This window comes from bacterium (assembly GCA_019637795.1).
Classification (GTDB): Bacteria; Desulfobacterota; Binatia; order HRBIN30; family CADEER01; genus JAHBUY01.
Genome location: JAHBUY010000005.1, coordinates 206677 through 227744 on the forward strand (window position 1 = coordinate 206677; position 21068 = coordinate 227744).

Sequence of the window (21068 nt, forward strand, 5' to 3'; positions counted from 1 at the left end):
AGCCCACCTGCGTCTTCGACTTGGCCCGGCTCGGGCGCTGTGTTGGAATGCGGCTCATGAGGCTGCCGCCGCCGACACCTGGACTGCTCTACACCCTCGGCCTGGCGGCAGTCGGCTGTCTCGCCTTCGCCGTCTTCACCGACGAATGGCTGTGGACCGCCGTGGCGCTGCTCGGCGCCGTCGGCTTCGCGACCTGGGGCTGGCAGGTCGCCAAGCGCCTGTACCGCGACGACGACGCCGGACCGCCGCTGCCCCTGTGAACCCCCTGCCGCCCGTCGTCCGCGCCATGCTCGAGCCGGGCTTCTATCCGGCGCCGCCGGCATCCGTGGAGCTGCGCCAGACCCACATCTCCTACGTCCTGCTCGCCGGCGATCAGGTCTACAAGCTGAAGAAGCCGGTGCGCTTCGCCTTCCTCGACTTCTCCACCCTCGCCCGCCGCCGCCACTTCTGCGCGGAGGAGGTGCGGCTCAACCGCCGCCTCGCCGACGACGTCTACCGCGGCGTGCTGGCGATCGTGCCGCGCGACGGTGGCTTCGCGCTCGCCCCCGCCGACGCCGCCGACGCCGTCGAGTACGCGGTGCACATGCGCCGCCTGCCGGAGGCGCGCGTGCTCGCCAGTCTGCTCGACGCCGGCGGCGCGGACGCGGCCCTGATCGACCGCATCGCCGCCCGCCTGGCGGCCTTTCACGCCGCCGCCGAAACCAGCCCGGCGATCGCCCGCGGCGGCGACCCGGCGGAGATCGCCCGCCTCATGGACGAGGACTTCGCCGAGGTCGCGGCCCTGCACGGCGACACCATCAGCGCCGACGACGACGCCGCGATCCAGGGCTGGTGCCACGCCCGCCTGGCGGCGCTGGCGCCGCTGCTGCGCCGCCGCCAGGTCTCCGGCCGCATCCGCGACGGCCACGGCGACCTGCACGCCGAGCACGTCTACTGCCTCGAGAGCGGCGAGTTGGTGATCGTCGACTGCATCGAGTTCAACCCCGCCTTCCGCCGGCGCGACGTCGCCGCCGACCTCGCCTTCCTGGCGATGGATCTCGCCTGTCACGGCCGCGACGACCTGGCGGCGCGGCTGGTCGCCAGCTACGCCGGGCAGACCGACGACCCCGAGCTGCCGGCGCTCATCCCCTTCTACGCCTGCCAGCGCGCCTACATCCGCGGCAAGGTCGACAGCCTGAAGAGCCGCGAGGCCGAGGTCGCCCCCGCCGACGCCGCCGCGGCGCGCGCCAGCGCCGTCCGCCACTTCGCCCTCGCCCTCCGCTACACGTGGGGCGACGCGCCGCCGCTGGTCGTCGTCTGCGGCCTCAGCGGCAGCGGCAAGTCGACCGTGGCCGCCGCGCTCGCCGCCCGCACCGGCTTCGTCCACCTCAACTCCGACCGCACCCGCAAGGCGCTGGCCGGCCTGGCGCCGACCGAGCGCGGTGGCCCCGAGCTCTACACCCCCGAGCGCAGCGCCGCGACCTACGCCGCCCTGCACGACGGCGCCGGCGCCGCGCTCGCCGCCGGCCGCGGCGCGATCATCGATGCCACCTTCCAGCGCCGCGAGCACCGCGACCGCGCCGCCGCCGTCGCCCGCGCCGCCGGCGCGCCGCTGCTCTTCGTCGAGTGCCGCGCCGATGACGCCGAGACCCGCCGCCGCCTGGCGCGGCGCGGCGCGCGCGCCGACGACCCGTCGGACGCCGACTGGGCGGTCTACCAACGCCAGCGCGCAACCTACGAACCGCTGGCCGACGACGAACCGCACCTGACGATCGACACCAGCCGCCCGGCGGCGGCGGTCCTGGCCGAGATCGAGGCGGCGCTGCGCCGGGCGTTGGCGACGCCCCGCCCCCGAGCTGACCAGTAGGGGTCGGGGCGGACGGCGCCCCGCCCCTCATCGACGCACGGGTTCGCTGTCGGCATCCCCGGCGCTGGGCGGCCGCCGCGACGGCGAGACCCGGGGCGCGCCGGCTCACGGCGACCGCGGAAACCTTGCAACTGTTCGCGTTCGTCTGCGATGAGGGGAGGACGTGGCCTCGGCCATCGATCATGAGCGATTCGATGACCGAGCCCTGCGTGCACAGCAGCCAACGGCGAATGCGTGACCGCCGCGACGAAGGGGAGAACATGACCTCGCGGAGCGTGACGATCTCGGGCAGCACGGATGGTGGCGACCTGGCGCCTCTCGAGACACGGAGAGGCGGGCGAGCGGACCGACGGCGCCAATGGAGCCGCCCGATCGCCGTGGCACTGATCGTCGTCGGACTCGGGCTGCGGCCGGGCGCGGCGGTGGCCTGTGTCGGCGATTGCGATGGGGACGACCGGGTGGCGATCAACGAGCTGGTCGTCGGCGTGAACATCGCGCTCGGCAGCCAACCGCCGACGACATGTCAGGCATTTGATTGTGAGGGCAACGGCACCGTGCCGATCAATTGCCTCGTTCAGGGCGTGAACAGCGCCCTCACCGGATGTCCGGCGACTCCCACCACCGGCCCGTCGACCATCACCCTGAGCGGCTCCTGCGCCGCGCCAGGGCCCGGCGACCCCGGCCTCCTGCCCTGCGAGACGGGAACGCCTGTCACCGTCTTTCGCTGCGACGACCGGGCCCAGTGTCTGCATCAGCAGGGGCTCACGATCGTCGGAGCGACGACGGTCGCGCGCGGCGGGGCCTGGTCGGTTCAGGTCCCGACGGCCGACGCGGGCGCGCCGCTGATCGTCCAGGCCGGCATCACCGAGGCCGTGGTCTACCGCACGCTGGCCTTCGGTGGCGCCGGTGGGGCGCTACGGGGGAGCCTGACGCGCGGCGCGATCTTCGCATCGACGACGATCTCGCCGGTGACCGAGGCCGCCGTCGAGCTGCTCAACGCCAACGGGTTCGAGAACTACTCCGACGCTGGCGCGCTGGAGGTGCTCCGCGCCGTCGAGCAGGCGACCGCCCAACTCTCCTTTGACGGCCTGACCCCAGACGCGGCAACTGCACTGGCGTTCACCACCGCCAGCGCCGACCCGGCGGTGCTGCTGGCGATCGAGACGACGCGCAACACCCCGACGCCGCTTCCCACCGCGACGGTGACCGCGAGCGTCGCCGTGACGCCGACCTTCTCCATGACGCCGACCTTCGTCGCGACGCCGACCGCCAGGGCAACGGACACTGCCATTCCCGATTGCGGCGTCGACTTCGCCACCTGCGCGGGGTGCACGCGGTCGGGAGGGTCAGAATTCTGCGTCGGCGATTGCGATGGCGATGCGTTGGTCAGCTCGAGCGAGCTGCGGACGATCTGCGCTATCCGCCTGGGCAACGCGCCGCTTTCGTCCTGTCCTGCGGCCGCCAACGGCGGTGGCCAGGTCGATCTGTGCACCGCGTGCCTGAACGCGCGGTCCGGGTGCCCCGCCCCGCCGACCCGCACGCAAACCGCGACCCCAACTCCGGAGCCGTAGCGGCCGCCGGCGCGTCGCCGCTGTTCGTCGAGCGCCGCGCCGGCGAGGCCGAGAGCCACCGCCGCCTGGCGCGGCGGCAAGGGCCTGTCCGCGGGCGCGGCCGAGCTCGCGAGCCGCGGGCGGAACGAGCTGCGCGCCGAGCGCGTCATCATGTTCTGGGCCTTCGTTCCGTTCTTCGCCTTCGAGAGGCTGGAGGGAGTGCTGGGAAAGGCCGTGCTCCGGGACCTGTTCTGGCGCTGCCGGCTGCCAGCGGTGGGCGAGGATCGCGGCTGAGCCGCGTTGGGGGCTTCGCTGGCGCCCGGACACTCGATCGGGCGAGCGCGCGATCGCCGCCGGCGGGCCGTGCGGGGTGCTCGCCGAGCACCGCGAACACAGCTAGCCTTGACGTCACGGAGGAACTCTCACCACGGAGGCACGGAGACGCGGAACAGCCCGGAGAACGAGCGGCACGGGGCCGGGATCCCAACCCCATCAGCAATGACCGTACGGATTCCCTTCAACCAGCCAACCCGATGCTGTCCCCTCCGTGTCTCCGTGCCTCCGTGGTGGACTCATTTTCGTCACATCGAGGCTAGACACTGACGGGACGGCGGGAGGAGTGGCCCATGGCCAAGACGGCGAAGAAGACCACGACGAACAGGACGGCGACGAAGAAACCACCGCGCGCACGAGCGCCGAAGCGGATCGGGCGCGCCCGGCGCGTCCCCGACGTCAAGCCGGGGCGCTATGCCGACGGGATGCCGTACAACGAGGTGCAGTACCTCGAGGCCAAGCTGATCCTCCGGCCGAACCACTTCACCTCGCGCAAGAGCTTCTTCGACTTCGCCAAGGTGATGCGGCGGCCGGCGGCCGCCGCGGGGGTCGACTTCGACGGCGACGGTTTCGCCGACGAGCCGCTGCAGATCCGTGAAGTGCTCTTCATGGATACGCCCGACTTCCGCCTCTACAACAACGCCTTCATCCTGCGCCGGCGGATTCCGTACTTCGAGGGCTTCCCGATCGGCGATCCCGAGATCGTCTTCAAGTTCCGCCACCCGGACATCCAGAAGGCGGCCGAGATGGACGTGCGACCGAACATCCGCGGCGATTTCCGGATCAAGTTCAAGGCCGAGGCCCTGCCGCTCAAGGACCGTCTCGGCGGCATCCGGATGCTCTATTCGCACAACGTGGAGTTCGGGCTGAGCGCCATGCAGGAGGGCGATCGCACCTCCCTCGACACGATCGTCAGCATCCTGCCGGCGCTGAGCTCGCTCAAGCGGAAGCCGGGCGAGCGGTTGGACATGGTCTCCGACACGATCGTCGAGGAGATCCTGCAGGACATCGGCAGCCTCGACTTCGGTGGCGGCGTCACGGCGGTGCCCAATGTCGCCTTGTGGCGCACCCGTGGCGACCACCGGCCGCTGATCGGCGAGTTCGCGTTCCAGATCAAGTTCAAGCGGCGCGAGGACCTGAACGAGCAGGCGATGCGGCGCGCCGAGGCGTTCTTCCTCGGCCTGCAGGACGAGGCCAAGGACTGGATCTCGCTCGGCGCGACCAAGACCGGGGTCGTCTACCGGCTCAAGGGCAACCCGCCGCACGCCCACGAGTGAGACGGCGGCCGTGTTCCGTCACCCCTCACCGCCAGTCGTCGCGCGCCGATCGTGAAGCGGCCGGACCTGCTCCACGGCGACCTGCTCGGGGTCCGCTTCGCGCTCAACGTCTGCATCGCGTCGGCGGTGCTCTGGTACGTCCTGCGCCACGTCGCCGACACCAACCCGATCTGGGCCATCGCGTCGATGATCGCGGCGGCCGATCCGCAGGTGGTGGAGGCCAAGCGCATGTTCCGCAGCCGCATGATCAACGTGCTCGTCGGCTGCGCGATCGGACTGCTGTTTTTGCTGGTCGGCGGCGAGAAGGAGTGGAAGCTGCCCCTCGCGCTGGGGGTGGCGGTGCTGATCTCCTCGTACGTCGTCCGCATCCAGACGATGTGGCGGCAGGCGCCGATCACGGCGGCGATCGTCATCGCCGCCGGGCTCATGCACGAGTCCAAGCTGACCGGCGTCGAGCACGGCCTGCACAAGGTCGCCGAGGTCATCTTCGGCTGCCTCGTGGGCCTCGCGGTGAGCTGGCTGATGGCGACGCTCTGGCCGGTTCGCGCGACCACAGGCTAGTGCACCGTCGTCGAGATGGGCCCAAGCAGGTTGCCGGTCATCGGCGGTCCTCGCGAGGAACGCCGTCGCAGGAATATCGGGAACTATTCCAAGGGGGCGTGACGCTGCGAGCGACGTCGAAGGCCGGCAAGATGCCGCGACCGGGCCGGCGCGCCAGCGCGCCGTCTTGACCCGAGCTGACCAGAAGTGGTCAGGTTGGGCGGCGCGCCAGCCGGGACGCCGGCGCGCCGGGAGGCAGTGGCGATGAAGCAGGTCAAGATTGCCGAGTTGAAGGCGGGGCTGAGCGGCTATCTCGCCGAGGTGCGCAACGGCGAGCGCCTGCTGGTCTGCGATCGCGCCACCCCCATCGCGGTGCTCATTCCCTGCGGCGAGGTCGAGGACGTGGAGATCCTGCCGGCCAAGGCGCCCCCGATTCCGCTCAAGCAGATCCGGTCGGTACGGCTGCGCAAGCGGGTCGACGTCGTGGCGGCGCTGCGCGACAGCCGCGACCAGCGATGATCGTCTATCTCGACTCGAGCGCGGTGCTGCGGGTGATCCTCGGCCAGCGGCCGACGCTGGCCGGCTGGGGCAACTGGGACGCCGCCTACAGCAGCGAGATCCTACGGGTCGAGACGCGGCGCACGCTCGACCGGCTGCGCCTGGCGGGCGCCCTCGACGACGCCGGAGTCGCCGACGCGGTCGCCGAGCTCGGGCGCGTCGAGCGCACCATCGGCATCGTCCGCATCGGCCGCCGCATTCTCGACCGCGCCGGGGAGCCGATGGCCACCGCCGTGCGGACGCTCGATGCGCTGCACCTGGCCAGCGCCCTGGCCGTCCGCCAGCGCCGCGCCGGCGACCTCCTCTTCGCCACCCACGACGCCCGTCAGGCGCTGGCGGCGCGTGCCCTCGGCTTCACCTGCGTCGGTGTCTGACGAACGGGGCGAATCGCGCTGCGGCCGGCGGCCCGGAGGGCGATGCCGCCGGCAGGCGCGACCTTGGGCTCCTGGCACCCGGCTCCGATTCCCGGCGCCCCTCAGCGCCGGCGCCTCCGCGGTGGTCTTCCTCCGTCGCATCGAGGCTCACATCCGCCACCGGCCGCAGATCGTCCACCGGGCGTGACAGCGTCGCATCGATGCGATAGGCAGCGCCGGGCTGGAGGAAGCGAACGATGCGAACGGCACGGATCCTGATGACGATCGCGAGCCTCGCCTGGGCCGGGGTCGCCGGCGCCGCCGACGTGCGGCTGCAGGTCGTGAGCCAGGAGGCGCACACCTCGCCGCCGACCGCGATGGCGGACCCCTGTCGCGTGAGCGGCGAGAGCGAGAACCCCAGCAGCTTCTCGTCGACGCACGTGTCCATCGGCAGCGCGGCCCGCGGCAGCGTGCAGGGAGTCGACTGCGATTCCTCGAGCAACAACACGGCGACCCAGTCCATCACTGCCACCCTCACCGGAGCGCCGGGCGCGACGACGCCGATCTGCTACGTCGTGCGCTTCGCCGCCGCGACGTCCGCCAGCGGGCCGCCGAACAACGTCGACGCCATCGCACAGGTGGGCGGCGTGCCGCCGGCCAACCCGGGCGGCGTATTCCTGAACAACAACGCCCTCGCCACGTTCCAGGCGAACTTCCTCCCCAACCAGGCCAACAGCGACACGCAACGCGCGCTCTTCACCGCCACGGTCGGCGACGTCATCCGCCTCGACACCGGCGCCGCCGCCTTCGCTGCCCTGACCGGCGCCGGCTCGGCGCGGAGCGACGCGGAAGCGTCGGCCGCCATCTACATCGGCGCCTGCCCGGTGGAGCACGCGCCGGCCGCGTCACCCTGGGGGCTGCTCGGACTCGTCGCCACGCTGGCCGCGCTGGGCACGGCGGTCACCAAGCGGTGATGCAACGACGGACGACGGGAAGCTGATGGCCCTCGTCCGCCAGCCCGCGGCTCGTTGACGCGTCGTCCGCGGTCCCTCGTCGCTCCGGCTTCCCCTGATACCGACCGGCGCGTTCTCACCGTCGATACCGCCAAGTCCGCTTCGCGCGCGAGGAGGCGCTGGCGAATCCAGTCAAGGACGGCGCGGTCGTCGCGGATCGCGATCGCCGCGCCGCGCCGGTGGCGGCTTGTGCCATGCACCGCCAACCAGTAGAGCCGCGTCGGATGCTGCGCGGGCTCGCGATCGCGATACTGAGCACGGCGTACCTGCTCGCGGTGGCGGGCGAGATCCCGGTCTACGAGGAGACCAACCTCGCCATGCTCCTGGCGCGCGACGGGCTCGCCTCGGGGCGCTTCGAGGGCAACGCGACGACCTTCGCGGGCCTGCGCACGGGGACCCTGATGATCCGCTGCTTCGCCGCCGTGCTCGCGAGCGGCCTGGGCATGGTCGCCCTGCAGATGATCGTCGCCATGGCCTGGGGCGTGAGCATGGCCGTCTTCGATCGCGGCGTCCGCCGATGGTTCGGCGCCGACGTCGGCTGGACACCGGTTGGCATTCTCCTGCCGTTGCTGGTCGTCGCCGCCGCGTTTCCGCTGGCGGACACGGGGTACCTCGGAGCGCCGGTGCTGGTGGCGTCGACCCTCACCCTGCTCCAGGTGGCGGCGGGGGGCTCGTCGCTCGCCGCCGCGGCCTGCGGCGCCTCGCTCGCGCTCGCGGCGGAGATGCACCCCGTGCTGCTGCTCGGCGTGCCGGTCTTCCTGGTGACGACCTGGATGTCGTGCCCGCGGCCGTTTCGCGCCCTGTCGGCGGGGGTGGCGAGCGGCGTCGCCATGGCGCTGGCGGCCTCGTTTCACACCTGGATCGACAACGCGCGGGCGCTGCTGATGACGCCGTGGACGGTGCCGCTGATCGCCGGCGCGGCGGGCTGCGGGCTCGCGATCGCGACCTGGGGACGACGGCGCTGGCTGGCGCTGGCCGTCGAGCGGCGGCTGGTGCTGCTCCTCGTCGGCACGGTCGCCTTCAACGCGGCGGCGATCATCGCCGCCTCGGCGGCGGCGCGTTCGCTGCTCCTCCGGCCCCACTACGTCCTGTTCTCGCTTCCCGCCCTGGCCATCCTGGCCGCGCTCGCGCTGCGCCGCTGGCGGGCGCGCGGCGGGGTCGGCCGCTTCGCCGCGCCGGCGCTGCCGCTGGCGCTGCTCGCAATCGAGCTCGGCGTCGGCATCGGCTGGCGGCTCGGCGTCGCGACCGGGACCCCGGCCGCGCCCACCTACCGCATGCGCGAGGCGGAGACGTTGGCGCGGCACTTCTGGAGCGCGGGATACGTCTTTCCCGACGTGCAGCGCCATCTCCGCGGCCCGCAGGGCCTCGAGCTGATGGGGGCGATCTCGGCATTCGCCCCGAGCGCCGACGCCGCCCCCGAGCGGCCGATGCCCGACCTGCGGGTCCTCGCCTTCTCCCAGTCCAACCGGCCCGACGGGCCGCTGCCGGCGGGCGGAACCGAGCTCGACCTCGGGCGCGGCCGGCGCGCCTGGATCCTGCCGCTCGACGGCTGGGTCCGCCTGGCGCCGTCGCGCGTCTGCCTCGAGCCGCTGGCGGCGACGGGCGTCCCCGACTGCATCGACATCGACTCGGACGCCATCGCCTATACCGGGCGCTACCGGGATCTCTACCAGCGCATCTTTCCCGCTTTCCAAGCCGCGCTGGCGCGGCAGGAACCGGCGGTGGCCCGCGACCGCCGCTTCGCCTGGGAGCTGCCGATCGAGATCACCGGCAGCGATCGCGAGCGCCACGTCGACATCGTCGGGCTCATCGGCGTCGCGCCGTGGCGGATCGTGCGCGTCGACGGCGTCGACTACCGGGGCGCGCTGCCGGCGCGCCACGTCGTCCTCGAGCGGGGCGGAGCGCGCTCGGGGCGGCTCGTCCTGGCCGCGGACCCCTCGCCGATGGCGCTGAAGAACTACCCGCCCGACTTCATCGAGACGCGCCCCGACGAGGGCGCGCTGCGCGCCAGCCTGCGCCGCCTGCCGCCGCTGGGCCGCCGGATCTGCGAGTCCGTCGGCACCTGCCCCGAGCCCGTGGCGGACTGAGCGGGCGGCGATGCCGCCGCCGGCGCGCTCGGTGTCGCCGCGGCGTCAGGCGAGCCCGAGCACGGCGGAGGCGCGCTCGGCGCGCAGGCCGCGCGCCCGCAGTCGCTCCAGGACATCGGGCAACACCTCGAGGATGCGGCTGCCGGGGCGACGCATCGTCGCGCTCTCGTGGAACACCAGGATGGTCCCGGCGGGCGCCTGCGACAGGCGCTCGATCTGGCGCGCCGCCGGCGCCAGCGGGTCGATGAAATAGCGCCCGACGTTGCCGAACACGGTGGCGAGGCCGAGCGCCGTGGCATGGACGACCTCGGGCCCGAGCTGGACGTAATGCGGCCGGTACAGGCGCACGCGGGAGTCGACCAGCTCTTCCAGCACCTGCTTCGCGGTCGACAGCTCCCCGTAGGTCAGTTTGCCGAGCAGGCGCGTCGCCAGCGTCGGCTGGTAGTCGTCGGGCGCGTGCACGCCCACCTCGTGCCCGCCCTCGCGGATGCCGTCCCGCAGCGCCTGGAAATACTCCGGCGATGCGGCCCGGAGGGCGCGCGCCCGGTCGGAGAGCCAGAAGAACGAGGCGCGGGCGCCGCGGCGGTTGAGCAGGGTGACCAACGCCAGCGAGTGTTCCAGGCAGGGGCCGTCGTCGATGGTGATGGCCACGGCGTCGCCGTCGCGCGGCCCGCGAAAGCGCGCCTGCTCGACCCACGTCCACACGTGCAACCCGTGCCGCAGCGTCCCGGCCCACCCCATCGCGTGCCCCTCTCGTCCGTCAGCGGATTCCCGACCGGCGCCCGACCCCCGTCGCGGCTGGCCGACCGCCGCAGCCGAGGGTGAGCGGGGACGATCGCCGCCGGGCGCCATGACCGTGGGGACGCGAGTAGCACCACCGAACGTCCTGGGCTACACGAGGAGGTCATGGACCCCGACGCGCCGCGTCCCCGCTCGCAACACCCGCTGGTCCTGCTCGCGCTCTGGATCGGCGCGGCATGGCTCTCCTGGGAGCTGGTCGCGGCGCGGGTCACGTGGTGGTTGATCGGCATCGACCCGGCGCGCCTGTCGTACGCCGGGGTGGCGCTCACCGCCGCCGTCCTCGGCGCCGCGGCCATTCTCACCTACCGCGCCATCTCCCGGGCGCTCCTGGCGCGCAGGCTGCGCGGCCTCGCGGCGGCGGAGCGGCAGGCGGCGCTCGAACGCCGCCAGTTCCTGGCGCGCGGCGTCGCCGGCACGGCGGCGATCGTCGGCGCGGCGGCGGTCGGCGGGCTCGGGGTCGCGCGTCCGTACCGGCGCTGGCGGCAGCCGATCGAGGAGATCTTCCGCCCCGAGGTCGAGAAGACGGCGCCGCGCGTGCTGCCGGCGTGGCAGGGGGCGCGCGTCCGCGCCTATCGCCCGCTCGGTCGGACCGGCGCGACCGTCTCGGACATCGCGCTCGGCACCGGCGCGATCGAGGGCGAGAACGGCGAGGCGATCGCGCGCGACGCGATCGAGCGCGGGGTCACCTACTTCGACACCGCGCCCGACTATTCGGGCGCCGGATCCGAGGAGGCGATGGGCCGCGCCATGAAGGGCCATCGCGACCGCATGTTCGTCGCCACCAAGTTCTGCACCCCGGACGGCCACCTCCCCGCCGGCAGCCCGGTGTCGGCGTACATGGAGGCGATCGAGGGCAGCCTGCGGCGCCTGCAGACCGACCACGTCGACCTCGTCCACATCCATGCCTGCGACGAGGTCGAGCGCCTGCTCGACCCCAACGCCCACGAGGCCTTCGACCGCCTGAAGGAACAGGGCAAGGTCCGCTTCCTCGGCGTCTCGACCCATACCCCCGACCTCGAGAAGGTGGCGCGGGCGGCGCTGGCGTCGCAGCGCTTCGACGTCATGATGCTCGCCTATCATCACGGCATCTGGGCCAACCTCGACGCGATCATCCACGACGCGGCGGCGCAGGGCGTGGGCATCGTGGCGATGAAGACCCTGAAGGGCGCGCGGCACCAGAACCTCGCCGCGTTCCGCGCCGACGCCGCCTCGTACGCCCAGGCGGCGTTCCGCTGGGTGCTCTCCAACCCCGACGTCAGTTGCCTCGTCGTGTCCTTCTTCAAGCCCGAGCACGTCGACGAATACCTCTACGCGTCGGGCGGCCGGCTCGACGGGCACGACCTCGCCGTCCTCGGCCGCTACGACCAGCGGATCGCCGGCACCTACTGCCACCCGCACTGCGGCCAGTGCCTCGACGCCTGTCCCGAGCGGATCGCGATCAACGACGTGCTGCGCTACCGCATGTACTTCGAAGACTACGGACGCGAGAAGGAGGGCATGCGCCGCTATGCCGCCCTCGCCCGTCAGGCCGACCGCTGCGTCACCTGCCCCGCCCCGTGCGAAGCGCGCTGCCCGGTCGAGATCCCGATCCGCGCCCGCCTGCTCGAAGCGGATCGCCTGCTGCGCCTGACGTAGCTGGACCAGCCGCCGGCGGATCCGACGCCCGGCCGGCGCTGGCGCGCGCAGCGCGCGCGACGTCGCGGCGGGTGGCGGCGCGCGTTGACGCTCGCGCGTCGGCGCCGGTAAGGGTCTTCCACCCGCCCGCCATGGCTGCGCGCACGCAGAAACGTCCCCCACCGCGGCGCGGAGCCCCTGTGTCCGCACGCCCGCAACCGCCGCCGCCTTCCGGTCGATCCGCGGCCTGGCCGCTCCTTCCCCTCGCCGTCGCGGTCGTCGTCTTCGCCTGCTTCGCGCCGGCGCTCGGCCACGACTTCGTGGTCTGGGACGACGAGCTCAACTTCACCCTGAACGCCTACTACCGCGGGCTCTCCTGGGCGCACCTGCGCTGGATGGCGACCACCTTCCACATGGGGCACTACCAGCCGCTGACCTGGGTGACGCTCGGCCTCGACTATCTCCTCTGGGGCATGGACGCGCGCGGCTACCATCTGACCAACGTCCTGCTGCACACGGCGAATGCCGTCCTCTTCTACTGGATCTGCCTGCGCCTGCTGCGGCTGGCGCACGGCTCGCGCGGCGCGCCCGCGCCGGACGGGGCGCGGCTGCGCTGGACGGCGGCGGCGGCGGCGCTGTTCTTCGCCATCCACCCCCTGCGCGTCGAGTCGGTGGCATGGGTGTCGGAGCGGCGCGACGTGCTCTCGGGTCTCTTCTACCTGAGCGCGATTCTCGCCTACCTGCGCATGCAGGCGGCACCGCGGCCGTCGCCGGTGCGCCGGCGCTGGCACGCGGCGTCGGTGGGCCTGCTCGTCCTCTCGCTCAGCGCCAAGGCGTGGGGCATGACGCTGCCCGTGGTGCTGCTCGCGCTCGATGCGTATCCGCTGCGGCGGCCGGCGCCCGGCGAGACGCGCGCCGCGCTGCTGGCCGAGAAGCTGCCCTGGCTCGCCGCCGCCGCCATCGCCGCCGTGCTCGCCTTCCTGGCGCAGCGCCAGGGCGCGGAGATGCTCAGTCTCGAGCAGCACGGCATCGCGGCGCGCGCGGCGCAGGCCGCGTGGGGCCTCTGCTTCTACCTCGGCAAGACGCTGCTGCCGATCCAGCTCTCACCCGTCTATCCCCTCGATCCGCACCTCGACGCCGCGCGCCCGGCGTACCTCGCCGCGGCGGCCGTCGTCCTGGCGATCACCGCCGCCGCCATCGCCGGCTGGCGGCGCTGGCCGTGGCTCGCGGTGAGCTGGTTGTGCTTCGCGGCGGTCGTGTCCCCGGTGCTCGGCGTGGCGCAGACCGGACCGCAGGCGGCGGCCGATCGCTACACCTATCTCTCCTGCCTGCCGTTCGCGCTGCTCGCCGCGGCCGCGCTGGGCCGCCTCGCGGAGCGGCAGGCGCGGCTGGCGGCCGCGGCGGCGATGGCGGCCCTGATCGTTCTCGCCGCGCTCACCGCGCGCCAGGTGCGGATCTGGAGCGACTCGATCGCGCTGTGGAACCACGCCCTCGCGCTCGATGCCGAGAACGCGATCGCCCACGTCAACCGCGGCACCGCCTGGGAGGCGAAGGGCGATCTCGATCGCGCCGCCGCCGACTACGCCGCGGCCATCGACCGCGATCCGCGCTATGCCGACGCCTACTTCGGCCGCGGCAACGTGCAGCGGACGCGCGGCGACCTCGACGGCGCGTTCGCCGATTACGACGCCTTCGTGCGCCTGCGTCCCCACGATCCCAAGGGCTACGCCAATCGCGGCGGCGTTCGCCATCTCCAGGGCGACCTCGAGGGCGCCGCCGCGGACTATCGGCGCGCCCTCGACCTGGCGCCGTGGGACTGGGCCTTTCGCGACACGGTGACCGGCAATCTGGCGCAGCTCGGCGGCCACTGACGCCACGGAACATCGCGCGGCGGCGCGCCGGCCACCAGCCCGGCGCGCGCAGCCCGACCCAGGGTCCTAGCGCGGAGGCGCAGAGACGCGGCGCGCGGAACGATACGCGCGCACCGACTGCGCGGCGTGGCGCATCCACCGCAGGCCGGCGCGCACCAGCAGCAGGGCGACCATCCACGTCCAGGCCCAGGTGACGGCGTTGAGGCGCTCGAGCTCGTTGACGTTGGCGTGGTAGGTCAGCACCGGCATCAGCAACGAGGCGATGCCGGCCCACGGCTCGACCATCAGCGCCAGGATCAGACAGGTGAAGTAGCCGACGTGCGCGCCGACCTCCTTCCACCAGGCGTCGCACTCGGGGATGCCGTGATTCGGGTAGAGCGTCTGCGGCGGTTGCGCCATCCCGATGCACAGCGCCGTGCGCGCCGTGTATTCGGGATGGGCGAGCAGGAAGCGCTGATACACCGGGTAGAAGGGACCTTCGATGTAGTCGACCAGCGCCTCGGCGTCATTCCGCATCTCGGCGCGGTTGGGGTACATGACGTTGGCCCACCGTTCCGGCAACGGCCACGGCATGCCGCGCTGCTGCATCCAGGACAACAGCGCGGGCACCTGGCCGACCCGGAAGGCGGCCAGATTGGCGGCCTGCTCGCGCTCGTGTTCGGGATAGTGGTGCTGCTGCACGATGGGCGCCGCCGCGAGCAGGAACGCGACCGGCAGCATCCACAGCAGCGACCTGCGCCACGCCACGGCCGCCACCGCGGCCGGTAGCACCAGCGGCGCGGTCGCCACCCGCGTCGTCGCCAGCACCGCCGCCGCCAGCCAGAGCAGTCGCCGGCGCCAGTTGTCACGGTCGCGCAACTCGACGGTCTCCGCCGCCAGCCAGGCCAGGCCGCTGATCGCCAAGGGCTCGCTGAGCACGGTGAAGTTCCACGAACGCACCAGATCGGTTCCCGAGATGGTCAGCGCCGCCGCCACTCCCAGCGGTCCGGCGCTCACCCAGCCGAGGCGTGCCCAACAGAGCACCGACAGCGTGTGCAGCGCATAGACGGCGTAGGGCGTGATCCCCACCGTCTTCCAGAAGAGCACCGTCGGCCAGGGGCGCAGGAAGGACCAGGCGCCCGGGCCGGCGTAGAACCAACTGTCGGTCCACTGCTCGGGGTTCTGGCTCGGCGGCCACGCCCACAGCCACCATCCCACCACGCCGGCGCAGGTGAGAACCCGCACCAGCGCGCGGATCGTCGCCGCCGAAGCGGCGAGACGGTTCGCGAGCCCGCTCATCACCGCCAGTCGACGCCGAAGCGCTCGCGCGCCGCCCGCAGGTCGTCGGCGAACAGCGCCTCCAGGTACTGCTTGTGGTCGGCGGGGATGCGGGTGGTGGCGGTCGGGTTCACCGGGTTCTTGGCGTCCGGGTCGATGTAGCGGCGGTCGGCGCGGACGCCGAGGAAGCGCATGACGTCGAGCAGCATCGCCTCGGGACGGGAGGCGATCTGGTCGAAGATGCCGACGAACAGGTGCCCCGGCTGCAGGCGCGATCCCCAGACATCCGCCAGCTCGGCGTAGCGGGCGCAGTGCCGCTGGTAGGGATCGGCGAAGAAGCGGCGGAATTCGTCGGCGGAGACGTCCTCGAACCGACGCTTGCGGTTGCGCACCAGGTCCTTCTTGGCGTGCGACCAGGCGCGATCGACGGGGTGTCGGATCATCAGGATGGCGCGGATGTCCGGCTTGAGGGCGACGAGGTCGTCGATGACCGCCGGGGCCATCGCCGCGTAGCTGGCCGTCGCCTCGCCGCGAACGATCGGCCGGTAGAGCTCGCCGTGCCGGCGCAGGCAGATGGCGTTCTTGGCGGCGACGCGCCACAGCGGGTCGCGGAAGAAGCGCAGGTAGTAGTCGAGCTGGTCGGAGACGAAGCGCTTCGCATCGCGACGCTCGAGGCTGGAGAAGAAGTAGAGCTCCTTGGGCTCGGACAGGAAGATCTGCGGATGGAAGCGCAGATGCGCATGCAACCAGGTGGTGCCGGTGCGTTGCGGCCCGAGGATGAGAAAATCCGGGAAACGCGTGAGATCCTCGTCTCCCCGCGCCCGCACGTAGCGCAGACGCGCTCGCACCGCCTCGCTCACCACGACGGCGCACATCTAGGACAGCCAGCGGGCAAAGGACAGCCAGGAGACTCCTTTCCAGGACCTTCCCACCGCCGGGAATCCCGCCTGGGCGACCCGTGCTTCCCGTACCAGCGATGGGAACGAGGCCCGGTCGGAGGTTGTGCTGCGTCACGGCTCGTGCCACGGCATGCATGTTGTATTTGGGAAGACGCATGGGCGACCGAGCGCAGCGAGTCAGCGACGTGATGACCACGGAGGTGGTGACCCTCGATGCCGGGGATCACCTCGATCTGGCCAGCGACATCATGACCCTGGGCCGCATCCGCCACATGCCGGTGGTGCGCGACGGCAAGCTGGTCGGCATCCTGTCGCAGCGCGATCTGTTCCGCGGCGCGGTCTCGTCGGCCCTGCAGTTCCGGCCCGCCGCGGAGCGGGAGTGGCTGGCCAAGATCCGGGTCGCCGAGGTGATGACCGCTGACGTCGTCACCGCCGAGGCCGACTGGCCGGTGCGACACGCCGTCGAGGTGATGCTGGAAGGGCGCTTCGGCTGTCTGCCGGTGGTCGACGCCGAGGACCGGCTGGTCGGCCTGCTGAGCGAATCGGACTGCCTGCGGCTGCTGGCGAGCTACCTCGCGGAGGGAGCATGAGCGGTGAGGCGACGGGGGCGCGCGGCAGCATCCTGATAGCCGAAGACGAGGAGGGCGTCCGCGACAGCCTGTCGCAGGTGCTGGCCGAGGAAGGCTACGACGTCGTCGCCGTGCCCGACGGCAGCGCCGCGATCGCGGCGCTCGGCGCGCGCGAGTTCGACGTCATCCTCTCCGACCTGCGGATGCCCGGGGCGGACGGCCTGACCCTGCTGCGACACGCGCACGAGGTGGCGCCGCAGACGCTGGTGCTGCTGATGACGGCGCACGCGACGGTGGACAGCGCCGTCGACGCGTTGCGCGCCGGGGCGCAGGATTATCTCCTGAAGCCGGTGCTATTCGACGAGGTGCTGCACAAGGTGCAGTCGCTGATCGAGCACAAACAGGTGGCCTGGGAGCGGCAGTACCTGCGGGCGCAGGTCGACCGGCAGGTCGACGTCGAGCACCTGGTCGGCCAGTCGCCGGCGATGCGCGAGGTCATGCAGCTCATCAAGCGCGTCGCGCCGGCGCCCAGCACGGTGCTGATCACCGGCGAGAGCGGCGTCGGCAAGGAGGTGGTGGCGCGCGCCATCCACCATTTCAGCGACCGCCGCGACGCGATCTTCCTGCCGGTGAACTGCGGCGCCATCCCGGAGACCCTGCTCGAGAGCCAGCTCTTCGGCCACCTGCGCGGCTCCTTCACCGGCGCCGTCGGCAACCAGGAGGGCCTGTTCCAGCACGCCCGCCGCGGCACCATCTTCCTCGACGAGATCGGCGACCTGCCCATCGGGCTGCAGGTGAAGCTGCTGCGGGTGATCGAGAGCAAGGAGGTGCTGTCGATCGGCTCGACGACGCCGGCCCGGGTCGACGTCCGCATCATCGCCGCCACCAACCGCGACCTGCGGCGCGAGGTCGAGGGCGGCCGCTTCCGCGACGACCTCTACTACCGGCTCAACGTCTTCGGCATCGAGATCCCGCCGCTGCGCGAGCGGCGCGAGGACATTCCGCCGCTGGTCGACCACTTCATCCGCCTGCACAACCGCGAGCTGAAGAAGCAGTTCAAGGGCGCCGACGCCGCGACCCTGAAGCTGTTCATGACCCTGCCGTGGAAGGGCAACGTGCGCGAGCTCGACAACGTCATCGAGCACGCCATGATCGTCAGCGACGGCGAGTGGATCACCACCGCCGACCTGCCGCGCGGCCTGCGCAGCGTCAGCGACATCCCGGCGCCGGCGGGCGACAACCTGCGCGAGGCGCTGCGCGCCTACGAGCGCGCCCACATTCTCGCCGTGCTGGCGCGGCTCGATCACGACAAGCGCCGCGCCGCCGAGCGACTCGGCGTGTCGCTGTCCTCGCTCTACCGCAAGCTCGAGGAGCTCGGCATCCCGCTCTCCCCGGGCGAGGTGCAGCGGGTCTGAGCGCCCGCCGCGCCGCTCAGCCGCCCTTGGGCGGCGGCGCCGCCGCCGACAGCCCCACCGCGCTCTCCTGCGCCGCCTCCATCGCCGCCACCGCCGCTTCGCTCACGTTGACCGGCACCTTGGCGAGGGCGGCCGCGTAGAGCTTGGCGGCGCGGTCGGCGCGCGCCTGGCGGATGAGCTGCTGGCGGATCGCGTCGCGCATCTCGCCCAGCGGCCGGGTGGCGCCCGGCCGCTGCTCGATGAGCCTGACGACGTAGAACCCGCTCGGCGTCTCGATCACCGGCGGCAGGTCCTCCTCGCCCTTCGGTCCGAAGATCGCCGCCAGCACCGCCGGCTCGAGGTGCGGATGGTCGCCGCCGTCGGTGATCCAGCCGACCTCGCCGCCGCGCTCGCGGGTCGTGGGATCGTCGGAGTATTCGTCGGCCAGGTCGCCGAAGTCGACGCCCTGCGGCTGCGCCAGCGCCAGGGTGCGCGCCTGCTGCGCCCGTTGGCGCAGCGTCTCGCGCTGCTCGGCGGTGACGTCGGCCGGCGCCCGCACGGCGATCAGCGCCACCCGCGCCGAGCGCGGCACGGTGAACTCCGCCGGATGGGCGCGGTAGTAGGCGTCGATCTCGGCGTCGGTCACCGTCAGGCCGGCGAGCGGCTGGTCGATCGCGTCGTGCGCGTAGCGGTCGGCGAGCAGTTGGTCCATCGTCCGGCGCACGTCCGGCCGATCGGCGTAGCCCTCCTTGCGCGCATTGCTCGCCAGCACCTCGACGCGGATGATCTCGTCGAGCAGCGCCCGCCGCTGCGCCGGCGTCGCGAACGCCTCTTCGCCGCCGCGCAGGGCCACTTCGGCGCGCAGGCGCTCGACGCTGATCGGTTGCCCGTCCACCACCGCGAGCACCGTGCTCGGCCGGTGCGGCAGCACGAAGCGCATCGCCACCTGCGCCGCCACGATGACCGCCGCGCCGGCGACGGCCGCGAGCGCCAGCATCACCCAGCGCGAACGGGTCGCGCCGCGAACCACGGAACGCACGACATCCACGACCGCCATGTCGGATCTCCCACGCGCGCTCGGCCCATCCGGCCGAGCCTCGGGCAATACTCGGGAACGCCCCGGGGCGGGTCAAGCGGCGCGCCCCGGCGCGCGGGGCGGACTCGCTACTGTCCGAAGGCGTCCCAGCCGGTGATGTCCTTGCCGATGATCAGGCGATGCACGTCCTCGGTGCCCTCGTAGGTGTTCACCGTCTCGAGATTCAGCATGTGCCGTATGATCGGATACTCGTCGGTGATGCCGTTGGCGCCGAGGATGTCGCGCGCCAGTCGGGCGATGCGCAGCGACTGTGAGACGTTGTTCATCTTCGCCAGGCTGACCTGCTCGGGGCGCATGCGGCCGGCGTCCTTGAGGCGTCCGAGGCGCAGGCAGAGGAGCTGCGCCTTGGTGATCTCGGTGATCATGTCGACCAGCTTCGCCTGCACCAACTGGTAGCCGGCGATCGGGCGGCTGAACATGATGCGCGCGCGCGCGTAGTCGCGCGCGCACTCGTAGCAGGCGATGGCGGCGCCGACGGCGCCCCAACTGATGCCGTAGCGCGCCTGCGTCAGGCAGGAGAGCGGGCCGCGCATCCCCTGCACGCCGGGCAGCATCGCCTCGGCGGGAACGACGCAGTCCTCGAGGTGGAGCTCGGAGGTGATCGAGGCGCGCAGGCTGAACTTGCCGTGCATGTCGCCGGCGGTGAAGCCGGCCGTCCCCTTCTCCACTAGGAAGCCGCGGACGACGTCGCGGTCGCCGTCGGCGACCTTGGCCCACACCAGCGCGACGTCGGCGATCGAGCCGTTGGTGATCCACCGCTTGGTGCCGCTGATCCGGTAGCCGCCGTCCACCGGCACGGCGCGCGTCAGCATGCCGGAGGGGTTGGAGCCGAAGTCGGGCTCGGTGAGCCCGAAGCAGCCGATCGCCTCGCCGCGCGCCAGGCGCGGCAGCCAGTGCCGCTTCTGCGCCTCGGAGCCGAAGGCGTGGATCGGGTACATGACGAGGCCGGACTGCACGCTGACGAACGAGCGCAGGCCGGAGTCGCCGGCCTCGAGCTCCTGATTGATGAGGCCGTAGGCGACGTTGTTCAGCCCGGCGCAGCCGTGCTCGGTCGGCAGATTGGCGCCGTAGAACCCCAGCTCGCCGACCCGCCGCGACAGCTCGACCGGAAACGTCCCGTCGCGGAAGTGCCGCGTCACCACCGGCAGATATTCGTTGCGCACGAACTGCCGCGCCGTGTCGCGCGCCAACCGCTCCTCCGGCTCCAGCAGCTCCTCGATCTGGTAGTAGTCCGCGCCGTCGTACATGGCGGTGTCCTCGCACGGCCGGCGCCGACGCACAAACCCGCGCGCGCGCCGGGTCGGCCCCGTCGCTCGCCACGCCGCACGGCATCGACCGCGCCTCCGCGAAGAGATCCGTGCCCGGGTCGCGGCCGACCCAGCGAACGCGTCGCCTCTTGCGCAGGCTCCCCCGGCTCTGCTCAATCGCCGGGACGGGAGGAGAGGAGAGGAATGCGACCACTGCTCGCGGCGATCGCCGCGTCGTCGATGCTCGCCGGCTGCGCGCACACCTTCGGCAAGCCACCACAGACGGTGAGCGCGCCGCCGGAAGGCCGCGGGCGGCCGAAGATCATCCTCAGCAGCGCCACCGCCGGCCCCGGGGCGACGGTGACCATCACCGCCACCCTGCAGACCGGCGGGGCGCGGATCGCCGGCACGCAGAACGACATCAGCTTCGACCCGCACGCCATCGCCGTCGTCCGCAAGGCCAACGGCAGGCCCGATTGCCGCGCCAACGCCGCGCTCGGCAAGGAGGGCACCGCCTTCACCTTCGTGCCGCAGCTCTGCGCCCCGGGGGCCTGCGACAGCATGCGGGCGCTGGTGCTGTCGCTCTCCAACATCGACACCATCCCCGACGGCAGCGTGCTCTACACCTGCACCGTCGAGGTGAGCCTCGACGCGACCTCGGGCGCCAAGCCGCTGCGCCTGTCGCGGGTCGGCTTCAGCGATCCCGGCGGCAAGGTGATCAGCGGCGTCGGCGTCGACGGCAGCGTCACGGTGGGGAGGTAGC

Annotated in this window: 19 protein-coding genes; 14 read left to right on the forward strand and 5 right to left on the reverse strand. The window is 72.4% G+C overall.

Annotated features, from left to right (window positions below; translation table 11 throughout):
* Positions 1-56: 56 nt before the first annotated feature.
* From KF840_17910 to KF840_17950, 9 genes are all read left to right on the forward strand, one after another.
* Entirely contained in the window at positions 57-260 is a 204-nt protein-coding gene (locus tag KF840_17910) for a hypothetical protein (GenBank protein ID MBX3026786.1), read from the forward strand.
* Entirely contained in the window at positions 257-1846 is a 1590-nt protein-coding gene (locus tag KF840_17915; GenBank protein ID MBX3026787.1) for an AAA family ATPase, read from the forward strand. Before KF840_17910 ends, KF840_17915 begins: the two co-directional genes overlap by 4 nt.
* A gap of 194 nt (positions 1847-2040) precedes the next feature.
* Entirely contained in the window at positions 2041-3417 is a 1377-nt protein-coding gene (locus KF840_17920; protein ID MBX3026788.1) for a hypothetical protein, read from the forward strand.
* 737 nt (positions 3418-4154) lie between these two features.
* Positions 4155-5006 carry a hypothetical protein gene (locus tag KF840_17925; protein MBX3026789.1) on the forward strand — a complete coding sequence of 284 codons (852 nt, stop codon included), beginning with the start codon at positions 4155-4157 and terminating at the stop codon, positions 5004-5006.
* Positions 5007-5057: 51 nt separating this feature from the next.
* Entirely contained in the window at positions 5058-5567 is a 510-nt protein-coding gene (locus KF840_17930) for an FUSC family protein (protein ID MBX3026790.1), read from the forward strand.
* A 243-nt stretch (positions 5568-5810) separates the two neighbouring features.
* Complete coding sequence (locus KF840_17935) at positions 5811-6065, forward strand: type II toxin-antitoxin system prevent-host-death family antitoxin (GenBank protein ID MBX3026791.1); 255 nt, start codon at positions 5811-5813, stop codon at positions 6063-6065.
* A complete protein-coding gene (locus KF840_17940) occupies positions 6062-6478 on the forward strand; it encodes a PIN domain-containing protein (GenBank protein ID MBX3026792.1) in 417 nt (138 codons plus the stop codon). Before KF840_17935 ends, KF840_17940 begins: the two co-directional genes overlap by 4 nt.
* A gap of 257 nt (positions 6479-6735) precedes the next feature.
* Positions 6736-7431: a hypothetical protein gene (locus KF840_17945; GenBank protein ID MBX3026793.1), complete on the forward strand. Its 696-nt coding sequence runs from the start codon at positions 6736-6738 to the stop codon at positions 7429-7431.
* Positions 7432-7694: 263 nt separating this feature from the next.
* Positions 7695-9557, forward strand: a complete 1863-nt coding sequence (locus KF840_17950; protein MBX3026794.1) for a hypothetical protein — start codon at positions 7695-7697, stop codon at positions 9555-9557.
* 45 nt (positions 9558-9602) lie between these two features.
* On the opposite strand, the gene KF840_17955 is transcribed toward KF840_17950, so the two are convergent.
* Complete coding sequence (locus KF840_17955) at positions 9603-10298, reverse strand: polysaccharide deacetylase family protein (protein MBX3026795.1); 696 nt, start codon at positions 10296-10298, stop codon at positions 9603-9605.
* Positions 10299-10463: 165 nt separating this feature from the next.
* Between KF840_17955 and KF840_17960 the strand changes: the two genes are divergently transcribed.
* A complete protein-coding gene (locus tag KF840_17960) occupies positions 10464-11993 on the forward strand; it encodes an aldo/keto reductase (protein ID MBX3026796.1) in 1530 nt (509 codons plus the stop codon).
* Between the two features lie 179 nt (positions 11994-12172).
* Positions 12173-13843 (forward strand): tetratricopeptide repeat protein, encoded by a 1671-nt coding sequence (locus KF840_17965; GenBank protein MBX3026797.1) that lies wholly within the window; start codon positions 12173-12175, stop codon positions 13841-13843.
* Positions 13844-13909: 66 nt separating this feature from the next.
* Here KF840_17965 and KF840_17970 read toward each other — a convergent pair whose 3' ends face one another.
* Positions 13910-15121 (reverse strand): hypothetical protein, encoded by a 1212-nt coding sequence (locus tag KF840_17970; GenBank protein ID MBX3026798.1) that lies wholly within the window; start codon positions 15119-15121, stop codon positions 13910-13912.
* Entirely contained in the window at positions 15121-15975 is an 855-nt protein-coding gene (locus KF840_17975; protein ID MBX3026799.1) for a sulfotransferase, read from the reverse strand. The genes KF840_17970 and KF840_17975 overlap by 1 nt, the downstream gene beginning before the upstream one ends.
* Positions 15976-16154: 179 nt before the next feature.
* Here KF840_17975 and KF840_17980 point away from each other — a divergent pair, with 179 nt between their 5' ends.
* A complete protein-coding gene (locus KF840_17980; protein MBX3026800.1) occupies positions 16155-16589 on the forward strand; it encodes a CBS domain-containing protein in 435 nt (144 codons plus the stop codon).
* Complete coding sequence (locus KF840_17985; protein ID MBX3026801.1) at positions 16586-17983, forward strand: sigma-54-dependent Fis family transcriptional regulator; 1398 nt, start codon at positions 16586-16588, stop codon at positions 17981-17983. Before KF840_17980 ends, KF840_17985 begins: the two co-directional genes overlap by 4 nt.
* Before the next feature lie 16 nt (positions 17984-17999).
* Here KF840_17985 and KF840_17990 read toward each other — a convergent pair whose 3' ends face one another.
* On the reverse strand, positions 18000-19019 hold the full coding sequence (locus tag KF840_17990; protein ID MBX3026802.1) for a peptidyl-prolyl cis-trans isomerase: 1020 nt from the start codon (positions 19017-19019) through the stop codon (positions 18000-18002).
* A gap of 107 nt (positions 19020-19126) precedes the next feature.
* Complete coding sequence (locus KF840_17995) at positions 19127-20305, reverse strand: acyl-CoA dehydrogenase family protein (GenBank protein MBX3026803.1); 1179 nt, start codon at positions 20303-20305, stop codon at positions 19127-19129.
* A gap of 204 nt (positions 20306-20509) precedes the next feature.
* Between KF840_17995 and KF840_18000 the strand changes: the two genes are divergently transcribed.
* Positions 20510-21067 carry a hypothetical protein gene (locus KF840_18000; GenBank protein ID MBX3026804.1) on the forward strand — a complete coding sequence of 186 codons (558 nt, stop codon included), beginning with the start codon at positions 20510-20512 and terminating at the stop codon, positions 21065-21067.
* Position 21068: the final 1 nt, after the last annotated feature.